General features: G+C 40.4%; 25 protein-coding genes. 22 read left to right on the top strand and 3 right to left on the bottom strand.

Going from position 1 to position 20,425, the window contains the following annotated elements; genetic code table 11:
* Positions 1–81 precede the first annotated feature (81 nt).
* The 10 genes from AC5WOE_RS12265 to rnc all read left to right on the top strand — a co-directional run bounded on the left by AC5WOE_RS12265 (position 82) and on the right by rnc (position 7,630).
* Positions 82–612, top strand: a complete 531-nt coding sequence (locus tag AC5WOE_RS12265; RefSeq protein ID WP_496048852.1) for a YceD family protein — start codon at positions 82–84, stop codon at positions 610–612.
* Between the two features lie 64 nt (positions 613–676).
* Complete coding sequence (rpmF, locus tag AC5WOE_RS12260; protein WP_240875104.1) at positions 677–859, top strand: 50S ribosomal protein L32; 183 nt, start codon at positions 677–679, stop codon at positions 857–859.
* A 164-nt stretch (positions 860–1,023) separates the two neighbouring features.
* On the top strand, positions 1,024–1,572 hold the full coding sequence (gene fapR, locus AC5WOE_RS12255; protein WP_496049428.1) for a transcription factor FapR: 549 nt from the start codon (positions 1,024–1,026) through the stop codon (positions 1,570–1,572).
* 12 nt (positions 1,573–1,584) lie between these two features.
* Entirely contained in the window at positions 1,585–2,586 is a 1,002-nt protein-coding gene (gene plsX, locus AC5WOE_RS12250) for a phosphate acyltransferase PlsX (protein ID WP_496048851.1), read from the top strand.
* Complete coding sequence (locus tag AC5WOE_RS12245) at positions 2,583–3,578, top strand: beta-ketoacyl-ACP synthase III (RefSeq protein ID WP_496052689.1); 996 nt, start codon at positions 2,583–2,585, stop codon at positions 3,576–3,578. The genes plsX and AC5WOE_RS12245 overlap by 4 nt, the downstream gene beginning before the upstream one ends.
* On the top strand, positions 3,578–4,540 hold the full coding sequence (fabD, locus tag AC5WOE_RS12240) for an ACP S-malonyltransferase (RefSeq protein ID WP_496048849.1): 963 nt from the start codon (positions 3,578–3,580) through the stop codon (positions 4,538–4,540). The genes AC5WOE_RS12245 and fabD overlap by 1 nt, the downstream gene beginning before the upstream one ends.
* Before the next feature lie 2 nt (positions 4,541–4,542).
* Positions 4,543–5,286 carry a 3-oxoacyl-[acyl-carrier-protein] reductase gene (fabG, locus tag AC5WOE_RS12235; RefSeq protein WP_496048848.1) on the top strand — a complete coding sequence of 248 codons (744 nt, stop codon included), beginning with the start codon at positions 4,543–4,545 and terminating at the stop codon, positions 5,284–5,286.
* Between the two features lie 69 nt (positions 5,287–5,355).
* Positions 5,356–5,592, top strand: coding sequence for an acyl carrier protein (locus AC5WOE_RS12230; protein WP_496048847.1), 237 nt, complete (start codon positions 5,356–5,358; stop codon positions 5,590–5,592).
* An 86-nt stretch (positions 5,593–5,678) separates the two neighbouring features.
* Positions 5,679–6,935 carry a beta-ketoacyl-ACP synthase II gene (gene fabF, locus AC5WOE_RS12225; RefSeq protein ID WP_496048846.1) on the top strand — a complete coding sequence of 419 codons (1,257 nt, stop codon included), beginning with the start codon at positions 5,679–5,681 and terminating at the stop codon, positions 6,933–6,935.
* Positions 6,935–7,630: a ribonuclease III gene (gene rnc / locus AC5WOE_RS12220; RefSeq protein WP_496052688.1), complete on the top strand. Its 696-nt coding sequence runs from the start codon at positions 6,935–6,937 to the stop codon at positions 7,628–7,630. The genes fabF and rnc overlap by 1 nt, the downstream gene beginning before the upstream one ends.
* 200 nt (positions 7,631–7,830) lie before the next feature.
* Here rnc and AC5WOE_RS12215 read toward each other — a convergent pair whose 3' ends face one another.
* Positions 7,831–8,235: a hypothetical protein gene (locus AC5WOE_RS12215; protein ID WP_496048844.1), complete on the bottom strand. Its 405-nt coding sequence runs from the start codon at positions 8,233–8,235 to the stop codon at positions 7,831–7,833.
* A gap of 415 nt (positions 8,236–8,650) precedes the next feature.
* On the opposite strand from AC5WOE_RS12215, the gene smc reads away from it, so the two are divergent.
* Entirely contained in the window at positions 8,651–12,220 is a 3,570-nt protein-coding gene (gene smc / locus AC5WOE_RS12210; RefSeq protein ID WP_496048843.1) for a chromosome segregation protein SMC, read from the top strand.
* A 12-nt stretch (positions 12,221–12,232) separates the two neighbouring features.
* Positions 12,233–13,216 carry a signal recognition particle-docking protein FtsY gene (gene ftsY / locus AC5WOE_RS12205; RefSeq protein WP_496052687.1) on the top strand — a complete coding sequence of 328 codons (984 nt, stop codon included), beginning with the start codon at positions 12,233–12,235 and terminating at the stop codon, positions 13,214–13,216.
* A gap of 46 nt (positions 13,217–13,262) precedes the next feature.
* On the opposite strand, the gene AC5WOE_RS12200 is transcribed toward ftsY, so the two are convergent.
* Both AC5WOE_RS12200 and AC5WOE_RS12195 read right to left on the bottom strand, forming a co-directional pair.
* Positions 13,263–13,448: an H-type small acid-soluble spore protein gene (locus AC5WOE_RS12200; RefSeq protein ID WP_496052686.1), complete on the bottom strand. Its 186-nt coding sequence runs from the start codon at positions 13,446–13,448 to the stop codon at positions 13,263–13,265.
* A 32-nt stretch (positions 13,449–13,480) separates the two neighbouring features.
* A complete protein-coding gene (locus tag AC5WOE_RS12195; protein ID WP_496048840.1) occupies positions 13,481–13,780 on the bottom strand; it encodes an MTH1187 family thiamine-binding protein in 300 nt (99 codons plus the stop codon).
* 223 nt (positions 13,781–14,003) lie between these two features.
* Between AC5WOE_RS12195 and ylxM the strand changes: the two genes are divergently transcribed.
* The 10 genes from ylxM (at position 14,004) to AC5WOE_RS12145 (ending at position 20,376) form a co-directional block, all read left to right on the top strand.
* The gene (gene ylxM, locus AC5WOE_RS12190) at positions 14,004–14,330 is read left to right on the top strand and encodes a YlxM family DNA-binding protein (RefSeq protein ID WP_496048839.1); all 327 of its coding nucleotides are present in this window, start codon (positions 14,004–14,006) and stop codon (positions 14,328–14,330) included.
* A gap of 15 nt (positions 14,331–14,345) precedes the next feature.
* Positions 14,346–15,689 carry a signal recognition particle protein gene (gene ffh, locus AC5WOE_RS12185; RefSeq protein ID WP_496052685.1) on the top strand — a complete coding sequence of 448 codons (1,344 nt, stop codon included), beginning with the start codon at positions 14,346–14,348 and terminating at the stop codon, positions 15,687–15,689.
* Between the two features lie 38 nt (positions 15,690–15,727).
* Positions 15,728–15,985 carry a 30S ribosomal protein S16 gene (gene rpsP, locus AC5WOE_RS12180; protein WP_496048837.1) on the top strand — a complete coding sequence of 86 codons (258 nt, stop codon included), beginning with the start codon at positions 15,728–15,730 and terminating at the stop codon, positions 15,983–15,985.
* A gap of 18 nt (positions 15,986–16,003) precedes the next feature.
* Positions 16,004–16,516, top strand: coding sequence for a ribosome maturation factor RimM (gene rimM, locus AC5WOE_RS12175; RefSeq protein ID WP_496052855.1), 513 nt, complete (start codon positions 16,004–16,006; stop codon positions 16,514–16,516).
* Between the two features lie 9 nt (positions 16,517–16,525).
* Positions 16,526–17,263 (top strand): tRNA (guanosine(37)-N1)-methyltransferase TrmD, encoded by a 738-nt coding sequence (gene trmD / locus AC5WOE_RS12170; protein WP_496052854.1) that lies wholly within the window; start codon positions 16,526–16,528, stop codon positions 17,261–17,263.
* A gap of 86 nt (positions 17,264–17,349) precedes the next feature.
* Positions 17,350–17,703: a 50S ribosomal protein L19 gene (rplS, locus tag AC5WOE_RS12165; protein ID WP_240875126.1), complete on the top strand. Its 354-nt coding sequence runs from the start codon at positions 17,350–17,352 to the stop codon at positions 17,701–17,703.
* A 74-nt stretch (positions 17,704–17,777) separates the two neighbouring features.
* On the top strand, positions 17,778–18,353 hold the full coding sequence (gene lepB, locus AC5WOE_RS12160; RefSeq protein ID WP_496048836.1) for a signal peptidase I: 576 nt from the start codon (positions 17,778–17,780) through the stop codon (positions 18,351–18,353).
* A 25-nt stretch (positions 18,354–18,378) separates the two neighbouring features.
* On the top strand, positions 18,379–19,257 hold the full coding sequence (gene ylqF, locus AC5WOE_RS12155; protein WP_496048835.1) for a ribosome biogenesis GTPase YlqF: 879 nt from the start codon (positions 18,379–18,381) through the stop codon (positions 19,255–19,257).
* Positions 19,241–20,017 (top strand): ribonuclease HII, encoded by a 777-nt coding sequence (gene rnhB, locus AC5WOE_RS12150; RefSeq protein ID WP_496048834.1) that lies wholly within the window; start codon positions 19,241–19,243, stop codon positions 20,015–20,017. Before ylqF ends, rnhB begins: the two co-directional genes overlap by 17 nt.
* Positions 20,017–20,376 carry a YraN family protein gene (locus AC5WOE_RS12145; protein WP_496052684.1) on the top strand — a complete coding sequence of 120 codons (360 nt, stop codon included), beginning with the start codon at positions 20,017–20,019 and terminating at the stop codon, positions 20,374–20,376. Before rnhB ends, AC5WOE_RS12145 begins: the two co-directional genes overlap by 1 nt.
* Positions 20,377–20,425 lie beyond the last annotated feature (49 nt).

Genomic DNA, 20,425 nt, shown 5'->3' with positions numbered 1-20,425 from the left:
CAAGCTAAGATGTGTAAAGATAAATAGGTTGACACCTAAATTTGATATCTCGTATAATTCACCTGTTAGGGAGTGGGCATATTGATCATTACAATAAACCAAATAAATCAAAAAGCTGAAGGTGTCTATCCTTTTCAGGGAAAGGTTTATTTGGAAGATTTAGTGGAAGAAGATCCAAATATTGTGAAATTGGAACCGGTTCAGGTAGAGGGAGAAGCAAGTAAGCTAGACTCCCATCTTTACCAAGTTTCAGCGAAACAAAAATGTGTCGGGAAATTGATATGTTCCAGATGTCTGACGACTTTTCCTACTTCATTGGAATCTTCTTGGTTTGAGAAGTTTACAGATAAGAAGGAATTGACCATAGACACAGAAGAAGAGACCATTCATCTTCTTATAGACGGACAGATTGAGCTTGATCAGTTTGTTAGAGAACAATTGGTGATCCATCTTCCCTATGCCCCGCTGTGTAAACCTGATTGTGCAGGTCTTTGTCCGGAATGTGGGGCAAACAAAAATGAGAACTCTTGTGATTGTAATACCCAGCGGATTGATCCGAGGCTTACGAAGTTACAAGATTTGCTTACAGAAGATAAAGATTCTGTATCCTAGCACTCTTTTTAGATTTGTAGTATAATGTTTCACATTGGAATTTTTTTTAGGAGGTGACTTTCCCATGGCAGTACCTTTTCGTCGTACATCCAAAACACGTAAAAGATTGCGTCGTACACACTTTAAATTAACAGTAGCAGGTATGGCTACTTGTGAAAAGTGTGGATCAGCTAAATTAGCTCACCATGTCTGCAAAGAGTGTGGACATTACAAAGGCGCAGAAGTTGAAGGCGTAGTAAGCCAATAAAAAGTCGGTGATACCGGCTTTTTTTTGTAGGACATCATACATATATTCAAAATAGGAGATGGTTCCCTTTCTTTGTGATTGCCAACTGAAGTCATTTTTTGTATACTAATTTAGTACTTGGTACTAGAATGTGGTCATAAAAAGGGGCTGATTCCGTCATGCGCCTGTCCAAAAAAATGCGTCAATCTCGATTGGTTCAATCATTTCAAGAAAATCCTTTCTTGACGGATGGAGAAGTAGCCAAGCAATGTCAAGTCAGTATTCAAACCATTCGTTTAGACCGTATGGAGCTCGGTATCCCTGAGCTGCGAGAACGATTAAAGCATATGGCAGAAAAAAGTTTTGATGAAGTGAGATCCTTGTCTCCAGAAGAAGTAATTGGAGAAGTGGTTTCGCTTGAGCTGGACCAGAGTGGGGTTTCGGTGTTAGAAATCAGTGAAGACCATGTGTTTGAACGAAATCAAATCGCAAGAGGGCATTATTTATTTGCGCAGGCGAATTCTTTAGCTGTAGCTATTGTAAATGCAGATCTTGTATTAACTCGTTCAGCAGCCATTCGCTTTGTGCGCCCAGTAAAATTAGGAGAAAAATGTATAGCACATGCAAAAGTGGTGCAAAAACAACCATCACGTTTTCAAGTGGATGTTGAAACAAAAGTACTTGATGACATGGTTTTTCAGGGAGTGTTTGATGTATACCGTGCAACCAACTGAAAGGAGTTCGCTATGCGAATCGCATTAGATGCACATGGTGGAGATGATGCACCAAACTCAGTTGTAGAAGGATTAAAGCTCGCTGCAAGAAAGTGGCCTGATATTTCTTTTATTCTTATTGGTACAGATGATTCGTTACTTCTTGGTAACAATCTTCCAAATATACAGTTTCATAAAGTTTCAGAAATAATTTCACCAGAAGATGAACCAGTTAAGTCTGTTCGAAAAAAGCGAGACTCATCGATGGTTGTCGGTTGTCAAATGGTGAAGACAGGTATGGCAGATGCGTTTATCAGCGCTGGCAATACAGGAGCACTCATGGCGGCTGGATTGTTTTATACTGGTCGAATGAAAGGCGTGGATCGTCCAGCGCTTTCTCCGGTATTTCCTACCCTGCAAGATAAGGGTATCCTGGTTTTGGATGTTGGTGCAAATCCCGAAGCTAAAGCAAATCATTTGCACCAATACGCTCTTCTTGGAAGTCTTTATGCCAAACATGTCCAAGGAATAGAAAACCCAAAAGTTGGCTTGTTGAACATAGGGGCTGAGAATGGAAAAGGTACTGCATTGACCAAAGAAGCATTTGATTTGTTGCAAGATGATGATCGTCTTCAGTTTGTAGGAAATGTAGAAGCAAGAGAAGTCCTTTATCGTCCTTGTGATGTGCTAGTCTGTGATGGTTTTAGTGGCAACATCCTTTTAAAGGGTACAGAAGGTGTTGCCAAAGCTTTGTTTGATCGACTAAAAGATGTATTTACTAAAAATATTTTAACGAAATTAGCAGCCAGTTTGTTACTGCCTCATTTAAAAACATTGAAGTCAGAGATGGATTACAAAGAACATGGAGGGGCTCCGCTGTTAGGATTATCAGGTGCGATTATAAAAGCACATGGTTCCTCTGATGCGACTGCTATTTTCCATGCAATTCGACAGGCCCGTCTTTTTGCAGAAGGGAATGTCATCAAACAAATGGAATCACATTTACACCCTACAGAAGGGAATGTGGGAAGATGAGAAGTGTAGGTATCATAGGTACAGGTGCATATTTACCTGAGAGGCGCCTGACAAACTTTGATTTAGAAAAGATGGTGGATACTAGTGATGAATGGATCACTTCTCGCACTGGTATCACAGAGAGAAGAATCGCGGCAGAAGATGAGGCATCATCAGATCTAGCTGTCAAAGCTGCTAAACAAGCGATGGAGAATGCTGGTATTACTGCGGATCAAGTAGATTTGATCATTGTCGCTACTGTAACACCAGATATGTCTTTTCCAGCCACTGCATGTCTTGTTCAAGAACAGATCGGAGCGCCAAGAGCAGCTACGTTTGATTTATCTGCTGCTTGTACTGGCTTTATTTATGGAATTTCTACTGCAGCACAGTTTATCGCTACTGGAACTTATCAACATGCGTTGGTTATTGGTGTAGAATGTCTCTCTCGGATTGTAGACTGGACAGACCGCAATACTTGCGTATTGTTTGGAGATGGGGCAGGAGCCGCAGTTTTGGGACCAGTAAAAGAAGGGTATGGATTTCAATCCTTCGAACTAGGCGGAGATGGAAGTGGGAAAGATCTGCTTAAAGTGGCGGCTGGTGGATCTCGTTTACCTGCATCGGAAAATACAGTAGCAAATAGTTTACACACTCTTTATATGAATGGGAGAGAAGTTTTTAAATTTGCCGTTCGTGTTATGACGTCTGCTTCAGATGTTGCATTAGAAAAGGCAAATCTCTCGTTTGAAGACATTGATTTATTTATTCCTCACCAAGCAAATTTGCGAATTATTGATGCGGCAATGAAGCGGTATGGATTACCAGATGAAAAAGTAGTGGTCAATCTAGATCGTTATGGTAACATGTCGTCTGCATCTATTCCAGTAGCCCTTCATGAGGCGATAGCAGAAGGTAGAGTTTCAGATGGGGATACCCTTGTCCTCTGTGGATTTGGTGGAGGACTCACATGGGGCGCCACCGTGCTAAACTGGGGAGGAGCTATAAAATAATGAGTAAGATCGCCTTGCTTTTTCCTGGACAAGGTTCCCAAAAAGTAGGGATGGGAAAAGAAGCATTTGATCAATCGGAAGAGGCACAAAAGGTATTTGAATCTGCGGATCAAGTGTTAAACTTCTCTTTATCAGATATTATTTTTCAAGGACCAGAGGAAGAATTAAAACTTACCTATCATACTCAACCAGCTCTCTTAACTACTAGTATAGCCCTTTATCGTTGGTTGCAGACCAAAGTAGATATCAAACCTGCATTTGTTGCTGGTCATAGTCTAGGAGAATATGCTGCTTTGGTTGCAGCAGATTCCCTATCTTTTGAAGATGCTGTCTCCGCTGTATATCAACGTGGTTTATACATGGATCAAGCGGTACCGGCTGGAGTAGGGGCAATGTCAGCAATCTTAAACCTAGATCGTGATGTATTGGATCAAATTTGCGAAGAAGTTTCTACAGCTGAAAATGTTGTCCAAGCTGCCAATTATAATTGTCCAGGACAGATTGTTATTTCTGGACATGCAAAAGCAGTAAAGATAGCTGGTGAGAAGGCTTTAGAGGCTGGAGCTAGAAAAGTTGTTCCTTTGGCAGTCAGTGGGCCTTTCCACTCTTCTCTTATGCAGCCAGCAGCAGAACAGTTACAGGAGAAATTTTCAACCTATGCTTTCCATGATGCTAAAATCCCAGTTGTAGCAAATGTCACTGCTAGACCTGTTACAAAAGCTGCTGATATACAAACGGCCCTTGTTCGGCAAGTAGCTTCACCCGTCTTGTGGGAAGATACGATTCGATATTTGCTTCAAGAGGGAGTCGATACTTTCATTGAAGTAGGATCAGGATCAGTACTTGCTGGATTGACTCGTAAAGTAAATCGCAAGGTGACGATGTTAAATGTTCAAGATCAAGCTTCATTGGAAAAGAGCCTTTCTCAGCTTGAAGGAAAAACGGAAGGAATGACGAGATAGAGATGCTAACAGGAAAAGTAGCTGTTGTAACAGGTGGTTCTAGAGGCATCGGACGATCCATTGCTTTGGATTTGGCCAAAGAAGGAGCAAAAGTAATCATTTTTTATGCTGGTAATCATGGGGCAGCAGAAGAAACAGTTTCGGCTATCACAGATTTGGGAGCAGAGGCAGCAGCATTTCAAGTAGATGTTGCCGATAGCGCGCAAGTTGATGATGCATTTAAACAAGCAGTAAAGCAATTTGGACGAGTGGATATTTTGGTCAACAATGCTGGTATTACAAGAGATAATTTGTTGATGAGGATTAAAGAAGAAGATTGGGACCAAGTAGTAGACACCAACCTTAAAGGTGTTTTTCTCTGCTGTAAGGCTGTTGTTCGTCCCATGATGAAACAAAGAGGCGGCAGAATCATCAATATTAGCTCTGTAGTGGGTGTTTCAGGGAACGCTGGGCAAGCTAACTATGTAGCGGCAAAAGCAGGAGTAATTGGGCTAACCAAAACAATGGCAAAAGAATTTGGCAGTCGGAATATTACTGTCAATGCAATTGCTCCAGGTTTTATTCAAACAGACATGACTTCTGTTTTAGATGAAAAAGTAAAAGAGACTATCCTTGCTTCTATTCCACTTGGTAGATTTGGTGTTGCAGAAGAAGTAGCGAATACAGTTTCTTTTCTAGCAAGTGATAAAGCGAGCTATATAACTGGCCAAACTCTCCATGTAGATGGCGGCATGGTACCAAATTAAGAAAATGGATGAGAAAGGTTTGCGTCTGAGCCTATCATTCAACTATACTACGATAGGGAGGTGAAGAGCATGGCAGACACTTTAGAACGTGTAACACAAATCGTTGTAGAACGTCTAGATGTTGAAGCGGATGAGGTAACTTTAGAAGCATCCATTAAAGAAGATCTTGGCGCCGACTCCCTAGATGTTGTTGATTTGATTATGGAATTGGAAGATGAATTTAATTTAACTATTGAAGAAGAAGATGCAGAAAAGATCAACACTGTTGGAGATATTGTTAATTATATTAGTGCGAAAGTCTCGTAATTATAAGGTAAGTCCCAAATTTTGGGACTTACCACTTATTTCATCTAAAATAGGTCAACTCTAACGTGAAAGGTGGTTGATCCATTATGTTAAATAGAGTAGTTGTAACAGGGCTAGGTGCTGTATCTCCTATTGGAAATGATTTGTCTACTTTTTGGGATAACCTATTAGCAGGTAAATCTGGAGCTGGTCCACTTACGCGTTTTGATCCTGATTCATTTGCCACTCCATTTACAACCAGAATAGCAGCGGAAGTAAAAGATTTTGATCCTCTTTCTTTTATTGATAAAAAAGAAGTTCGTAAAATGGATATTTTTATTCAATATGCAGTAGCTGCAGCAAAAATGGCGATTGAACACGCAAAATTGGATATGGAAAAAGAAGATTTGGATGAAGTTGGAGTCTATATTGGTTCTGGGATTGGTGGCATGAATACCATCGAAGCAAATGCACGAATATTGCATGAGCGTGGTCCTAAGCGTGTAAGCCCATTTTTTATCCCCATGCTTATTGCAAACATGGCATCGGGACAAGTATCGATCTTAACAGGAGCAAAAGGTCCAAATAGTGCTTCTGTGACCGCTTGTGCATCTGGAACACATAGCATCGGCGAAGCTTTTCGTATCTTACAACGCGGAGAAGCTTCTGTGATGATTACAGGTGGTACGGAGGCAACTGTAACACCACTTTCCTTTGCAGGATTTTGTTCTGCTCATGCTATGTCTACTCGCAACGATGATCCAGAACATGCTAGTCGTCCTTTTGACAAAGAGCGGGATGGATTTGTGATGGGAGAAGGTTCTGGTATTTTGGTATTAGAGACCTTAGAACATGCACTTGCACGTGGAGCGAATATTATTGCTGAAATGGTTGGCTATGGAATGACTGCTGATGCTCACCATTTAACCGCCCCTGCACCAGAGGGTGAAGGTGCTCGTCGCAGCATGATTCGGGCACTCAAAGATGCAAATTTAGAACCAACTGAAGTGGACTATATCAATGCACATGGCACTTCCACAGATTTGAATGACAAATTTGAAACGATGGCTATCAAAGGCGCATTTGGGAACCATGCCTATAAGCTGGCTGTCAGCTCTACAAAATCAATGACAGGTCACCTACTAGGTGCAGCTGGTGGTATAGAAGCGATTGTATTGGCAAAGTCCATTCAAGATCAAGTAATACCTGCAACTATTAACTATGAATTCCCTGATCCAGATTGTGATCTTGATTATGTGCCAAATGAAGCCCGCAAAGCCAATGTGCGAGTTGCTTTGTCCAATTCTCTTGGTTTTGGAGGCCACAACGCTACCATTATCATGAAAGCCGTTGAGGAAGTATAATGTTGATCGATTTTGAAAAAGTGGAGCAAATAACAGGAATCTATATTCAAAATAGAAATTTATTCGTACAAGCATTCACCCATACTTCCTTTGCCCACGAACGAAAATCCCCCGGACGTGTTCAAGATAATGAACGCTTAGAATATCTCGGAGATGCGGTATTAGAACTACTCGTGTCTGAATTCCTGTACTATCGCTTTCCCAAAATGAGTGAAGGGGAATTAACCCGAACCCGAGCAAGAGTGGTATGTGAACCATCCCTTGCTTCCTTTGCTCGTGAACTCGAATTTGGTAAGTTTGTTCGATTGGGAAAAGGAGAAGAGCTTACAGGAGGCCGTGAGAGACCATCCTTATTGGCAGATTTATTTGAGGCTTTCATCGGTGCACTATATTTGGATCAAGGATTAGAAAAGGTTCGCCAGTTTTTAAACAAACTCGTTTTCCCACAGATCAATGGTACCTGGTTGGAGCAAATGACAGATGCTAAGAGCCAATTACAAGAATTGGCTCAGCAAGAGAAGAGAGGATCATTGGAGTATCGAATTGTAGATGTCCAAGGACCTGCGCATGATCGTTTCTTTTCAGCTGAAGTCTACTTGGATGATAAAAAATTGGGTAGAGGATCTGGACGTTCCAAAAAAGAAGCAGAGCAACAGGCTGCAAATACTGCTTTAAAAGCGTGGAAAACAAACTAAACCACTGTGAGGGAATCACGGTGGTTTTATTTTTGTATCACGAAGAAATCCTGCCGTTAAACGCTAAAGTGTAACCACAAAAAAGATTAACTCTAAAGTCCATTGTAGATAATGTTAATCTTCTTTTGTGAATGTTATTAATATTTGGGAATGAATTTTACAAGGTAGGTTTGCTAGTGAAGTGACAAGTTAAGAAATTATCAAGTTTTATTATTTATGGTTTGTTCTTGTCCTGCTTCTTTTATAGACTCAGATTGGTTTAAGAAAATCGAGAGAATCATACCAGTGGCTGCTAAAAGAGTTGCCACCATGAATGACATGTTTACACCTCCGATGGAACTATCCATTCCTTTTTCAGTACCGGAACTATTCGTCATAATGGTGATTAATACAGCTGTACCTAATGTACCAGCGATTTGTCTCATCGTATTGTTCATCGATGTTCCATGTGGGATGAGTTTTTTAGGGAGTTGGTTGATAGCTAATGTTGTAATGGGGGTTGTTACCATTCCAATTCCCACCATACGAAAGAAATAGACAACAGACAAATAGAGAAAAGTGGTTTCTGTCGTTAGATTAGAGAGCATCCATGTAGTGATGGTCACAAATCCTAACCCTATAATAGATAGCCACTTTGCACCCTAATTCATGTTATTCAATCTGAATTAGCGGAAAAAATGTTACAACGATTTTCTCCCGAACAACGACATCAATTGATTCATCTTCTTGAAGGGATGATGGATAATTTAAATCTCGACTGAATTGGTAATGAATTGTCTTTGAAAAGAGAAGAATATTAGATTATTAGTGGGCCAGCTTTCAATAAAATAAATAAGATACAAGCTCCCTATCATCTCAGGGAGCTTGTATTTGGAAATATCAAGCCTCTTAAAACGATAAGTGAGAGAAAAGAGGAGAAATTTTAGTATTTTCAAAATGATAAATGTAGGCAAGTCAATTTTTTGCAAAATATATGCTACAATATGCAGGTTAGCGATCAAGAAAGGAGGCAGCTTTTCGATGCATCTTAAACGCTTAGAGATGTCAGGATTTAAATCTTTTGCAAGTCGCACTGAATTGGAGTTTGTACCTGGGATTACGGCAGTAGTGGGTCCAAATGGCAGCGGCAAAAGCAATGTCACCGATGCGATACGCTGGGTATTGGGAGAGCAAAGTGCGAAGTCCCTGCGTGGTACGAAGATGGAAGATGTAATCTTTGTCGGGAGTGATTCGCGTAAACCGGTTGGTTTTTGTGAAGTTTCCATCACCTTGGATAACACCAGACGAATTTTGCCTTTGGATTATGCTGAAGTTACCGTAACTCGTCGAGTTTATCGATCCGGAGATAGTGAATATCTCCTCAATCGGCAAGCTTGTCGGTTAAAAGATATTCAAGAATTGTTTATGGATACAGGAATCGGGAAAGAAGCATATTCGATGATTGGACAAGGTCGAATAGAAGAGATGATCAGCAACAAATCAGAAGATAGACGAGCTATCTTTGAAGAGGCAGCTGGCATTGTTAAATATAAATCCCGTAAGAAAGAAGCAGAAAAAAAACTTGCAGATGCAGAGCAAAATCTAGTTCGGATTCGCGATTTAATCCATGAACTTCGCAACCAACTGGAACCACTGCAAAAACAAGCAGAGCATGCTCAGCAATTTAAAGCATGGCAACAAGAATTAACTGAGGTAGAAATATCTTTTTATGTACATAAAATTGAGACTTTACATGAAGAGTGGACCAAAACTTCTCAGCAGGTAAAGCAACTGAAAGAACAACATATCTCTGGCGCTTCCAAGCAGAGTAAAGAAGAAGCAGAATTAGCACAAGTCAAATTTCAATTGGTGGAATTAGAAAAGAAATGGGAAATTCTCCAGTCAGAACTGCTAGACACAAGTGAAAAAGTGGAAAAAGCGGATGCAGAAAAACAGGTATGGCAAGAGCGAACAAAAAGTCGAGCAGAAATGGAAGAAAAATTACAAGAACAATTGGAAGCTTATGTTGCAGAATATACAACAAGTGAGAAAGAACGGCTAGCAAAACAGCAGCAGCATCAAGCAAAAAAACAAGAATTATCTACCCTCCAGGACCAAATGAAGGCGATAAAATTTACAGTAAACGAAGAAATCGAATCAAAAGTATCTTCAACGCAGATCGAATGGGAAAAGATAAAGAATGAACAAGTTCGAGATGATAGTGAAAAGAAATATATTTTAAATCAGTGTGAAGAGATAGAGCAAGATTTTACGACTTACCAGCAAGAAAAGCAGACTTTGAACGAAGAAACGAAAAAGTTAGAGCAGATCAGTAATGAAATGAAGCAAAAAATCGAGGCAATAGAAACAGAACTGGAGATAAAAACAACAAAAGCTAGCGCTTTAGAATCGGAAAAAATAGAATGTTTGTCAGAACAGAAAAATTTTCACAATCAATTATTACAACTAGAAAAGCAATTGGTTCGAATCCAGTCGGAGCGCGATGTATTGCAATCCATGGAACAAAATCATGCTGGTTTTTTCCAAGGAGTCAAAGCTGTTTTGGAGAATCGTGCACTAACTGGTATCATTGGAGCCGTTGCGGAGTTGATCCAAGTACCAAAAAAAGTAGAAGTAGCGATGGAAACAGCACTTGGTGGAGCTTTGCAGCATGTTGTTGTAAAGGATGAAACAGCTGCTCGTAGCGCAATTACTTATTTAAAAGAGAAACGACTAGGACGAGCAACCTTTTTGCCGATTAATGTGATAAAAGGAAGAAGTATTCCTGAACAAGATTTAGCAAAACTTACACACATCAGTGGCTTCTTAGGGGTTGCAGATGATTTGGTTTCGACAGCTGTTACTTATCGTCCGTTATGCTCTCAGTTACTTGGAAATGTTTTGGTAACGGATAACTTAGTAACGGCAAATAAAGTTGCCCAAGTTTTATCGCATCGTTATCGAGTCGTTACCTTGGAAGGGGACGTTGTCAACCCTGGAGGATCGATGACTGGAGGAAGTAGACAGAATAAGACTCCTAATCTGCTTGCACGTAGTCGTCAACTGGAAGAATTGAATCAACAAGTACAACAATGGCTTGATAAACAAAAGAAACTACAAGCGGATGAGAAGATACAAACGGAAAGATTAGCATCACTGGAGAATGAAAGGAAAATTATCCAAACGAATCTAAACGATTTGTTTGTTCAGCAGAAGGATTTAGATGCCAAAAAACAAGAAAAACAATTACAGTTAAATAACAATATGCACCGCTTGCATCTAATTGTCATTAGAGAAGAGGAATCAGATAAAAAACGTGCTCAATTGCAACAACGATTAAGTGAAATGGAAGATATTCACCATAACAGGATGGAAAGACTTAAAGGATTAGAAGTCTTACTGGAGCAAGAGGAGTTTATACGAAAACAACAAGCAGATGAAGAGAGAGAAAGAAACTCCCAATTGACGGAGTATCGAATTGAAGAAGCAAAACTGCAACAAATGATAAGCAGTCTAGAAGAAGATTTACACCGGATCGAAGAGGCACAACAAAAAAATCTCTATTTGCAGCAGAATACAAAGAGAGAACAACAAGAGCTTTTAGAGATGGAAGACTTAAGTGAAGATGCATGGCAAAGATTACTTGCTTCCCTCTATCAACATCAAGAGGCAAAAAAAGCCCTTCAGTTAAAGATTTCTGAGCTCCGCGATGAGCGTGATGGTTGTAGTCAAAAACATCAAGAGTTAGAGCACATTGCTTATGAAAATAGCAAATTGCTTCGTTCTTATGAAGAGAAACTTCACCAGCAAGAAGTACGAGTAAATCGCCTTGATGTTGAGCTTAACCATCTTCTGCAAAAATTAGCAGAGGAGTATGAAACAAGTTTTGAAGGTGCAAAAGAAAAGTATGGTGTTCCTGAGAATCCAACACAGGCAGAAAGAAAAGTCAAATCTTTAAAGCAAAAATTAGAACAATTAGGCGATGTGAATATTGGAGCAATTGAAGAGTACCAGCGATTAACTGAGCGTCTTACTTTTTTGACGACACAAGAAGATGATCTACTTCAGGCCAAACAACAGCTTTATCAGATGATCGCACAAATGGTTTCTGAGATGGGAAAACGATTTTCTGATAGTTTTGTGCTTATCCGTGAAGAATTTCAAGATGTATTTGTGAAGATGTTTGGGGGAGGTCGTGCTGATTTGCAACTCAGCGACCCTAATAATTTACTAGATACTGGGATTGAAATTGTCGCACAGCCTCCAGGAAAGAAACTGCAACAATTGTCGCTATTGTCTGGTGGGGAGCGATCTTTAGCAGCCTTAGCTCTACTCTTTGCTGTTCTGCGAATCAAACCTGTACCTTTTTGTTTTCTAGATGAAGTAGATGCGGCTTTGGATGAAGCAAACTTAACACGGTTTACGCACTACTTACAAAAATTTGCTAATCAGACGCAGTTTATTATCATCACACACCGCAAACATACGATGGAAGGCGCGGATGTGTTGTATGGAATTACCATGCGAGAATCTGGTGTATCTACCCTAGTATCTGTCAAATTAGAAGAGTATGATGAGAGCAGAGAAGAAGTTGCCGCGGCAAAAGCATGAGGAGGATAACCGTTGAGTTTTTTTTCAAAGTTAAAAGAAAGTGTTTCCAAACGAACAGAATCAGTGACTCAAAAATTTGTTTCTGGGTTGAGTAAAACGAGTTCTAATCTCGTTGGTGCGATGGGCAGTATCTTTACTGGTCGTACTAAGATCGATGAAGATTTATATGAAGAACTAGAAGAAGTATTGATTGGAGCAGATGTAGGAGTGCCCACTACGATGCACCTAGTGGAACGACTCCGAGCTGAAGTAAAAGAGAGAAAAATCAAAGATCCGAATGAATTACAACCCATTATGACGGAATTGATCGCTGAACTTTTGGAAGATGAGGATGGTCCTGCTCTGAGACTAAATCAAGATGGTATGAGTATCATCTTGTTTGTAGGGGTCAATGGGGTGGGAAAAACGACTACCATTGGGAAACTCGCTCATACCCTCAAAAAAGAGGGGAAGAAAGTTATTTTAGCAGCAGGAGATACGTTTCGAGCTGGAGCCATTGAACAATTGGAGGCATGGGGAACACGTGCAGGTGTAGATGTAATTAAGCAACAAGCTGGTTCTGATCCTGCCGCGGTTATTTATGACGCAATCCAAGCTGCCAAAGCTCGAAAAGCTGATGTATTGCTTTGTGATACTGCTGGTCGATTACAAAATAAAGTGAATTTGATGGAAGAGTTAAAAAAGGTGTTTCGTGTTGTGCAACGTGAAGTTCCTGATGCTCCACACGAAGTGTTGCTCGTATTAGATGCGACAACGGGTCAAAATGCAATGCAACAAGCAAAAACGTTTGGTGAAGCAGTAAATGTATCAGGTATTGTTCTCACGAAACTAGATGGAACTGCTAAAGGCGGTATTGTTATCGCGATCCGTCACGAACTAGACTTGCCAGTGAAATGGATTGGTTTAGGAGAGAAAGCAGATGATCTGCAACCGTTTGATCGTGAGCAATTTTTGCATGCGTTGTTTCAAGAGGCGGATATCTCATCGTTACAATAGTAAAAAGGCGTTCCTCTTTCTAGGGACGCCTTTTGTGATTCTATTTTTATGCTCTATTTTCTTGTAATTCACGGACAGGGACGATCTTCTCATCTTCTCGATTACCGACTGTATACACATTAGCGATTTGAGTAACATCATTCACCGATTGAATCCAAACTGGATCACCTTGGAATGTGACGGTTATATTGTCTGGGGAATTTAAAATTTCCTCTGCGCGTTTAACATCCATTTTACAAACCCTCTTTTTGTGAGATATAGATTTTATTGTAGCGATTGTTCAATAATTTCTATTTGTTGTTCCATACTCATTGATTTATCCATTCTTTCATCTATGGATATATTGGTAACAACACGGTGTGCACCATTGGTAATGGCATTTTGATGGATTGCTTTTGCTGCATCCATCAGTTGATTTATGTCACCTTCAATGATGGTGGCTGTAGGGGTAATTTGATACTTTAACCCTTTTTCTTCAATGAGTCTCACTGCATTGACAACAGATGAACTAAAACTAGGGCTATCTGTTCCGATTGGGATGAGACTTATCTCCATTAATGCCATTTACAGACCTCCTTATAGATAGTAATTTTCTCGTTTTGAAGTTTTATACATGATTCATTTTAGGATCAAATTTTTTTCTTTTTTAATGTAGGGAGTGTTCAAGTGAGATGTTGTTTTGGTAGTATTTTCGGATACGAGGAATTGTCTTGACTCGACATCTGTTTTCTGTTACTATTTTCAACTGTAAAGGAAATCACCTTGACACAAACAAGAGGTGATCTTGGTGCTTGAACAAACTACGGAAATAAACTTGCTATATGATTTTTATGGCTCGTTATTGACTAAAAAGCAACAACTTATTTTAGAGTGTTATTATTTAGACGATTGGTCTCTCTCGGAGATTGCTAGTCACCAAGGAACATCGAGACAAGCTGTGTTTGAAGGCATCAAGCGTGCTGAACAACATTTGATAGAGTTTGAGAAAAAGCTGGGTATGGTGCAAAAGTACCGTCAGCGAGATCAGTTAGCAAAGAAGATTCTCTCCAAATTATCTGCTGATCCAACCCTTCAAGCGGAGATTTCTCCCCTGATCCAGCAGATGATAGACTAGCGAAGAGGTGAGAAGATGGCTTTTGAAGGATTATCAAGCCGTTTGCAGAGCGTCATGCAAAAGCTTCGCGGAAAAGGAAAAGTGAGCGAAGCAGATGTAAAAGAGGCCACACGAGAGATTCGCCTTGCACTTCTTGAAGCAGATGTAAACTTTAAAGTAGTAAAAACATTTATCGATCGAGTGAAAGAGCGTGCGACCGGTCAAGAAGTATTGAAAAGCCTCACCCCAGGTCAACAAGTAGTAAAAGTAGTGAATGAAGAGTTAACATCTCTGATGGGCGGTCAAGAGAGTAAACTTGTTATTGCGAGCAAAGCTCCAACTGTTATTATGATGGTGGGGTTACAAGGGGCAGGGAAAACCACCTCATCTGGTAAGCTGGCAAGAATGCTTGCGAAACAAAACAAGAAACCACTGTTGGTAGCAGCAGATATTTACCGGCCTGCTGCAATCCGGCAGTTGGAAGTATTAGGGGAACAGCTAGGTGTTCCTGTTTTCTCTCTCGGCGATAAGGAAAGTCCAGTAAATATCGCTAAAAAAGGGATTGAAAAAGCGAAAAGCGAACAGTTCGATACTGTTATTATTGATACAGCTGGTCGATTGCATGTAGACGAACAGATGATGGATGAGCTGAGGAATGTTCGGCAAATAGCAAACCCTGATGAGGTATTACTCGTAATTGATGCGATGACTGGTCAAGATGCAGTCAATGTGGCGGAGAGTTTTCACCGTGAAATGGAATTGACTGGTGTCATCCTTACCAAATTAGATGGTGATACACGTGGTGGAGCTGCTTTATCTGTAAAAGCTGTAACCAACTGTCCCATTAAGTTTGTGGGGATGGGGGAGAAAGCAGATGCTCTAGAGCCTTTCCACCCAGATCGTATGGCTTCCCGTATACTCGGGATGGGTGATGTGCTTTCCTTGATTGAAAAAGCACAAGAAGCTGTTGATATAGAAAAAGCCAAAGAGCTGGAAAAGAAAATGCGCAGCCAGAAGTTGACGTTAAATGATTTTTTGGATCAACTTCAGCAAGTGCGCAAAATGGGGCCACTGGAAGATATGCTGGCGATGATCCCAGGAGCAAACGCTAAGGCCTTGAAAAATGTCACAGTAGATGAGAAAAAAATGGATCGGATCGAGGCGATTATTCGCTCCATGACGGTCTATGAAAAGGATCATCCAGAAATATTAAACGCAAGCCGCAGAAGGAGAATCGCATTGGGGAGTGGTACTTCTGTTCAAGAAGTAAACCAATTACTCAAGCAGTTCCAAGAAATGAAGAAGAGTATGAAGCAGATGGCTTCGATGATGAAAAATACGAAGAAACGAAAAGGATTTAAATTTCCTTTTATGGGATAGCAGTTCCATGTGTATTCTAGAGTGGAGGTGAAAGAAAAATGGCAGTGAAAATTCGTCTAAAACGGATGGGTGCAAAAAAAGCTCCTTTCTACCGTGTAGTTGTAGCGGATGCTCGTGCTCCTCGTGATGGTCGCTTTATCGAAGAGATTGGTTATTTCAATCCTTTGACTGAACCAGAAACAGTGAACATTAACGAAGAAAAAGCTTTAAAATGGCTTCAAACAGGTGCACAACCTTCAGATACAGTGAAAGCTTTGCTTCGTAAAGAAGGTATCCTAGATAAACTACAAAAATAAGGTTGGGCTGACGTGAAAATGGAATTTCTTCGTGTAGGTCAATTTGTCAATACACACGGGATTCGCGGTGAAGTAAAAATCATGGTGAATACGGATTTCCCTGAGCAACGGTTTGCAGTTGGTAAACAAGTTTGGCTTGAGCATCCAGCACTTGGCAATAAGCAGGCTTTAACCATTGCAGGGGTTCGTAAGCATAAATCTACCCTACTGATTCGTTTTCAAGAATGGACAGATATCAATCAAGCTGAGCCTTTTAAAGGAGCAGGCTTGTTGGTACCAGAAGAAGCAGTAGTGTCAGATGAGGAGGATGGTTTTTTCTTTCATCAAATAATTGGCTGTCAAGTGGTTACCACTGAGGGAGAACAAATAGGGAGCGTAAAAGAAATTTTGACCCTTCCGGCGAATGACGTGTGGGTAGTATCCAGAGAAGGAAAAGGAGATTTACTTCTCCCGTATATCGAGGATGTTATCAAAGAAGTAGATGTGAAAAAGCGAGTTGTCACAATGAAGTGGATGGAAGGACTGGAGTAAATGGCGACGATTCGCTTTGATGTATTAACCTTATTTCCGGAGATGTTTCATGGATTCCTTTCTCATAGCATCATGGGTAGAGCGAAGGAAAGAGGGTTAATTGAGGCTAATCTCATTAATTTTCGTCAGTTTTCCGACTCCAAACATCATACTGTCGATGATACTCCTTATGGAGGCGGCGGTGGGATGGTACTAAGACCACAACCAATCTTTGATGCGGTCGATCATCTGTTAGAAAATGTAGCAGAAAGACCACCAATCATCATGATGACGCCACAAGGAGAACCTTTTTCTCAAGAAAAGGCAGAAGAGCTCTCGCAGTTTCCTCATCTAGTGCTGCTCTGTGGACACTACGAAGGTTTTGACGAGCGAATCCGTGAGCATCTGGTGACCCATGAAATATCGATGGGAGACTATGTGCTAACGGGTGGTGAATTACCAGCGATGATTATTATGGATAGTGTAAGTCGCTTGCTTCCAGAAGTATTGGGGAATCCCACCTCTCATGTGGATGATTCTTTTTCTACGGGATTGTTAGAGTATCCACACTACACCAAACCAGCTGATTATCGAGGAATGAAGGTACCAGATGTTTTATTGTCCGGTCATCATGCTAAGATAGATAAGTGGCGTAGGGAACAAGCATTACTTCGTACATGGAAACGCCGACCGGATTTGTTAAAATCTTCGATTTTGACCGAGGAAGACCGTAAATTTTTGCGTCAATTAAAAGCAAATCAAGATTAAATTGTCTTCATGAAAGACATATGATAAAATATTTCCGTTTCCGTGATTCGGAATTTTGAATAGGACAGAAGGGAGGTCATCCGATCATGCAAGAACTTATCAGAAGCCTTACAGAAGATCAATTGAAAAAAGATATCCCACTATTTCGCGCTGGGGACACACTTCGTGTTCATGTGAAAGTAAAAGAGGGCCAACGTGAACGGATTCAGCTTTTTGAAGGAGTTGTAATTCAACGTCGTGGTGGTGGAATTTCTGCTACTTTTACAGTTCGTAAGATTTCTTACGGTGTAGGTGTAGAGCGTACTTTCCCACTGCATTCCCCACGTTTGGATAAAATTGAAGTAATCCGTCGTGGTAAAGTTCGTCGTGCGAAACTGTTCTATCTCCGTAAACTTCGTGGAAAAGCTGCTCGCATCAAAGAGAGAATTACACATAAATAGAATGCACGATTCGCGAAAAAGGGCTTGAGATAATCAAGTCCTTTTGCCATATTTACATAGGGGGCGTCTGGTGATTGAGTGAATTTATGTCTCGCTCTGAGCGGCAAAGGAAAGAACGTCTAGAACGAAGAAAACAAAAACGCGATAAACGTTCATCTAATGCATTTGATTGGGTGAAGGCAGTTGTGATTGCTTTAGTTGTCGCTGTTATCATTCGTGGATTTTTTCTTGAACCAACCTACGTGCAGGGCCCTTCCATGTTAAACACCATGAGAACTGGAGATAAGATTATTATCAACAAACTTGTCTACTGGTTTACATCCCCAGCTCGTGGTGAAGTAATCGTATTTCATTCAACAGAAGATAGAGATTTGATTAAACGAGTAATTGGTTTACCTGGCGATACTATCCAAGTGAAAAACAATCATGTATACATCAATGGCAAAATATTGTCAGAACCTTATTTGACTTTTTCAACACAGACTTCCACTGTCCCACTTATAAAAATTCCTGCCAATCAACTATTTGTAATGGGAGATAATCGTGAAAATAGTACCGATAGCCGTGAGTTAGGGCCTATTCCAATCGATCAAATCATCGGTAGGGCAGAGTTTATTTATTGGCCGATTTCAGAATGGAAGTTATTGTGATTTTAATAGACTTGAGGTGTTAAACATGTCGATTCATTGGTTTCCTGGTCATATGGCAAAGGCAAGAAGACAAATAGAGGAAAAATTAAAACAAGTAGATATCGTGATCGAACTGTTAGATGCCAGACTGCCACTGGCTAGTCGTAATCCTATGATTGATGAGATAACAGGTCATAAAGCTCGTCTTGTTCTATTTACAAAAGGGGATATGGCAGATGAAGCAATTACCAATGAATGGGTATCCTATTTTACCAGTATTGGTGTTTCTGTTTTACCAATCGATGCAAAAACTGGAAAAGGAGTGCAAAAGATCGCTGCTACCTGTGAGCGTGTATTGGAACCGCTTTTTATTTCGAGGAAAAAGAAAGGTATCGTTTCTAAAAGAATGCGTGCAATGGTTTTAGGAATACCCAATGTTGGAAAGTCATCTTTAATCAATCAATTGGCAGGAAGACATGCTACTCAAACAGGAGACCGACCAGGGATAACAAAAGCACAACAATGGATACGAGTGGGGAAACAACTAGAATTATTAGATACACCGGGAATTCTATGGCCCAAATTTGAAGACCCAAATGTAGGAATGCGATTAGCTATGAGTGGTGCGATTAAAGAGGAAATTTTACCAACAGAAGAAGTAGCACTGCATACTTTAAAATATCTAAGTTCGCAGTATCCAAAATTGTTAGAAGAACGCTATAACATAGAAATATTAGAGCACACTCCAGTAGAATTATTAGATGAAATTGGTAAGAAAAGAGGATGCTTGATGCGTGGAGGTCAAATCGATTGGGATAAAGCAGCAGATATCGTCATGGGAGATTTGCGGTCTGGCAGACTTGGTCGAATCTCTTTGGAAATTCCAAGTGATTATGAGGGGGACATCCATGAAGAGAACGATTGAGGCTTGGCGTGAATGGATTTCTACGAATGAAGTTACAGAAGAAGTATTGGCTGAACTTTTGGCTGATACACGGCAAGGGGTCAGACAGCTAGGCAAGCGGTATCAAATGCAACAGGAAAAAGAAAAGGCTGAACAAGAGAGATTAAATCGAATGTGGAAATATGAAAAACAGTTTTGGCAAAATGGTCAAATATTGATTGCTGGTGTTGATGAAGCTGGCCGCGGTCCATTGGCAGGTCCTGTTGTGGCTGCGGCTGTTATATTGCCACAAGATTTTGATGTAACAGGATTAAATGATTCAAAACAAGTAACTGCGACTGATCGCGATATCTTGCGAAAACGAATTGAACAAACGGCTATTGGAGTCGGAGTGGGGATTGTAGATGTCGCATTTATAGATGAATATAATATTTTGCAGGCAACATATCGAGCGATGAGAATAGCAATCTCTCAATTACCAAAGAAACCTGATCAGCTTTTACTCGATGCGGTAAAACTACCAAAAGTTCCTATTCCCCAGCGAAGTCTCATCAAAGGAGATAGTTTAAGCCATTCTATCGCTGCTGCTTCCATTATCGCTAAAACAACGAGAGATAAATGGATGATGGATATACATAAGCAATATCCGCAGTATGGATTTGATCAGCATATGGGGTACGGTGTCCCAGCTCATCTGGAAATGTTAAAAAAATATGGCCCATCCCCGATTCATCGACGCAGCTTTTCTCCTGTGCGTGCAGTTCTTGGTGTGTCTTTGTAATGGATAAAAGAAAAGAAGTTGGACGAAGAGGTGAAGATATCGCCGCACAATATCTGGTTTCGAAAGGATGGGAACTAATAGCACGAAATTGGTCTACCAACTTAGGGGAGTTAGATATTGTTGCTCACGATGGATTACAACTCATTATTGTAGAAGTTCGTACAACAACATCCAAGCAGTATGGACTTGGTTTCCAATCTGTGCAGCATCGCAAACAACAACAAGTCCGAAAGCTGGCTCTCCAGTTTATTAGTCAGAGGCGTTTGAGCCATCTACCAATACGTTTTGATGTAGTATCCATATTATTGTCCAAAAATTGGGAGTTTGTCGATTTAAATCATTTAGAAGGTGCTTTTTAAAAATTAAGACCGATGACCCAAAAAAATAGATGCTTGATTCATACTAGCA

This window comes from Shimazuella sp. NTD248 (assembly GCF_059510395.1).
Note: the sequence above shows the minus strand (reverse complement) of the source record. Positions and strands in the feature narration are given on the sequence as shown.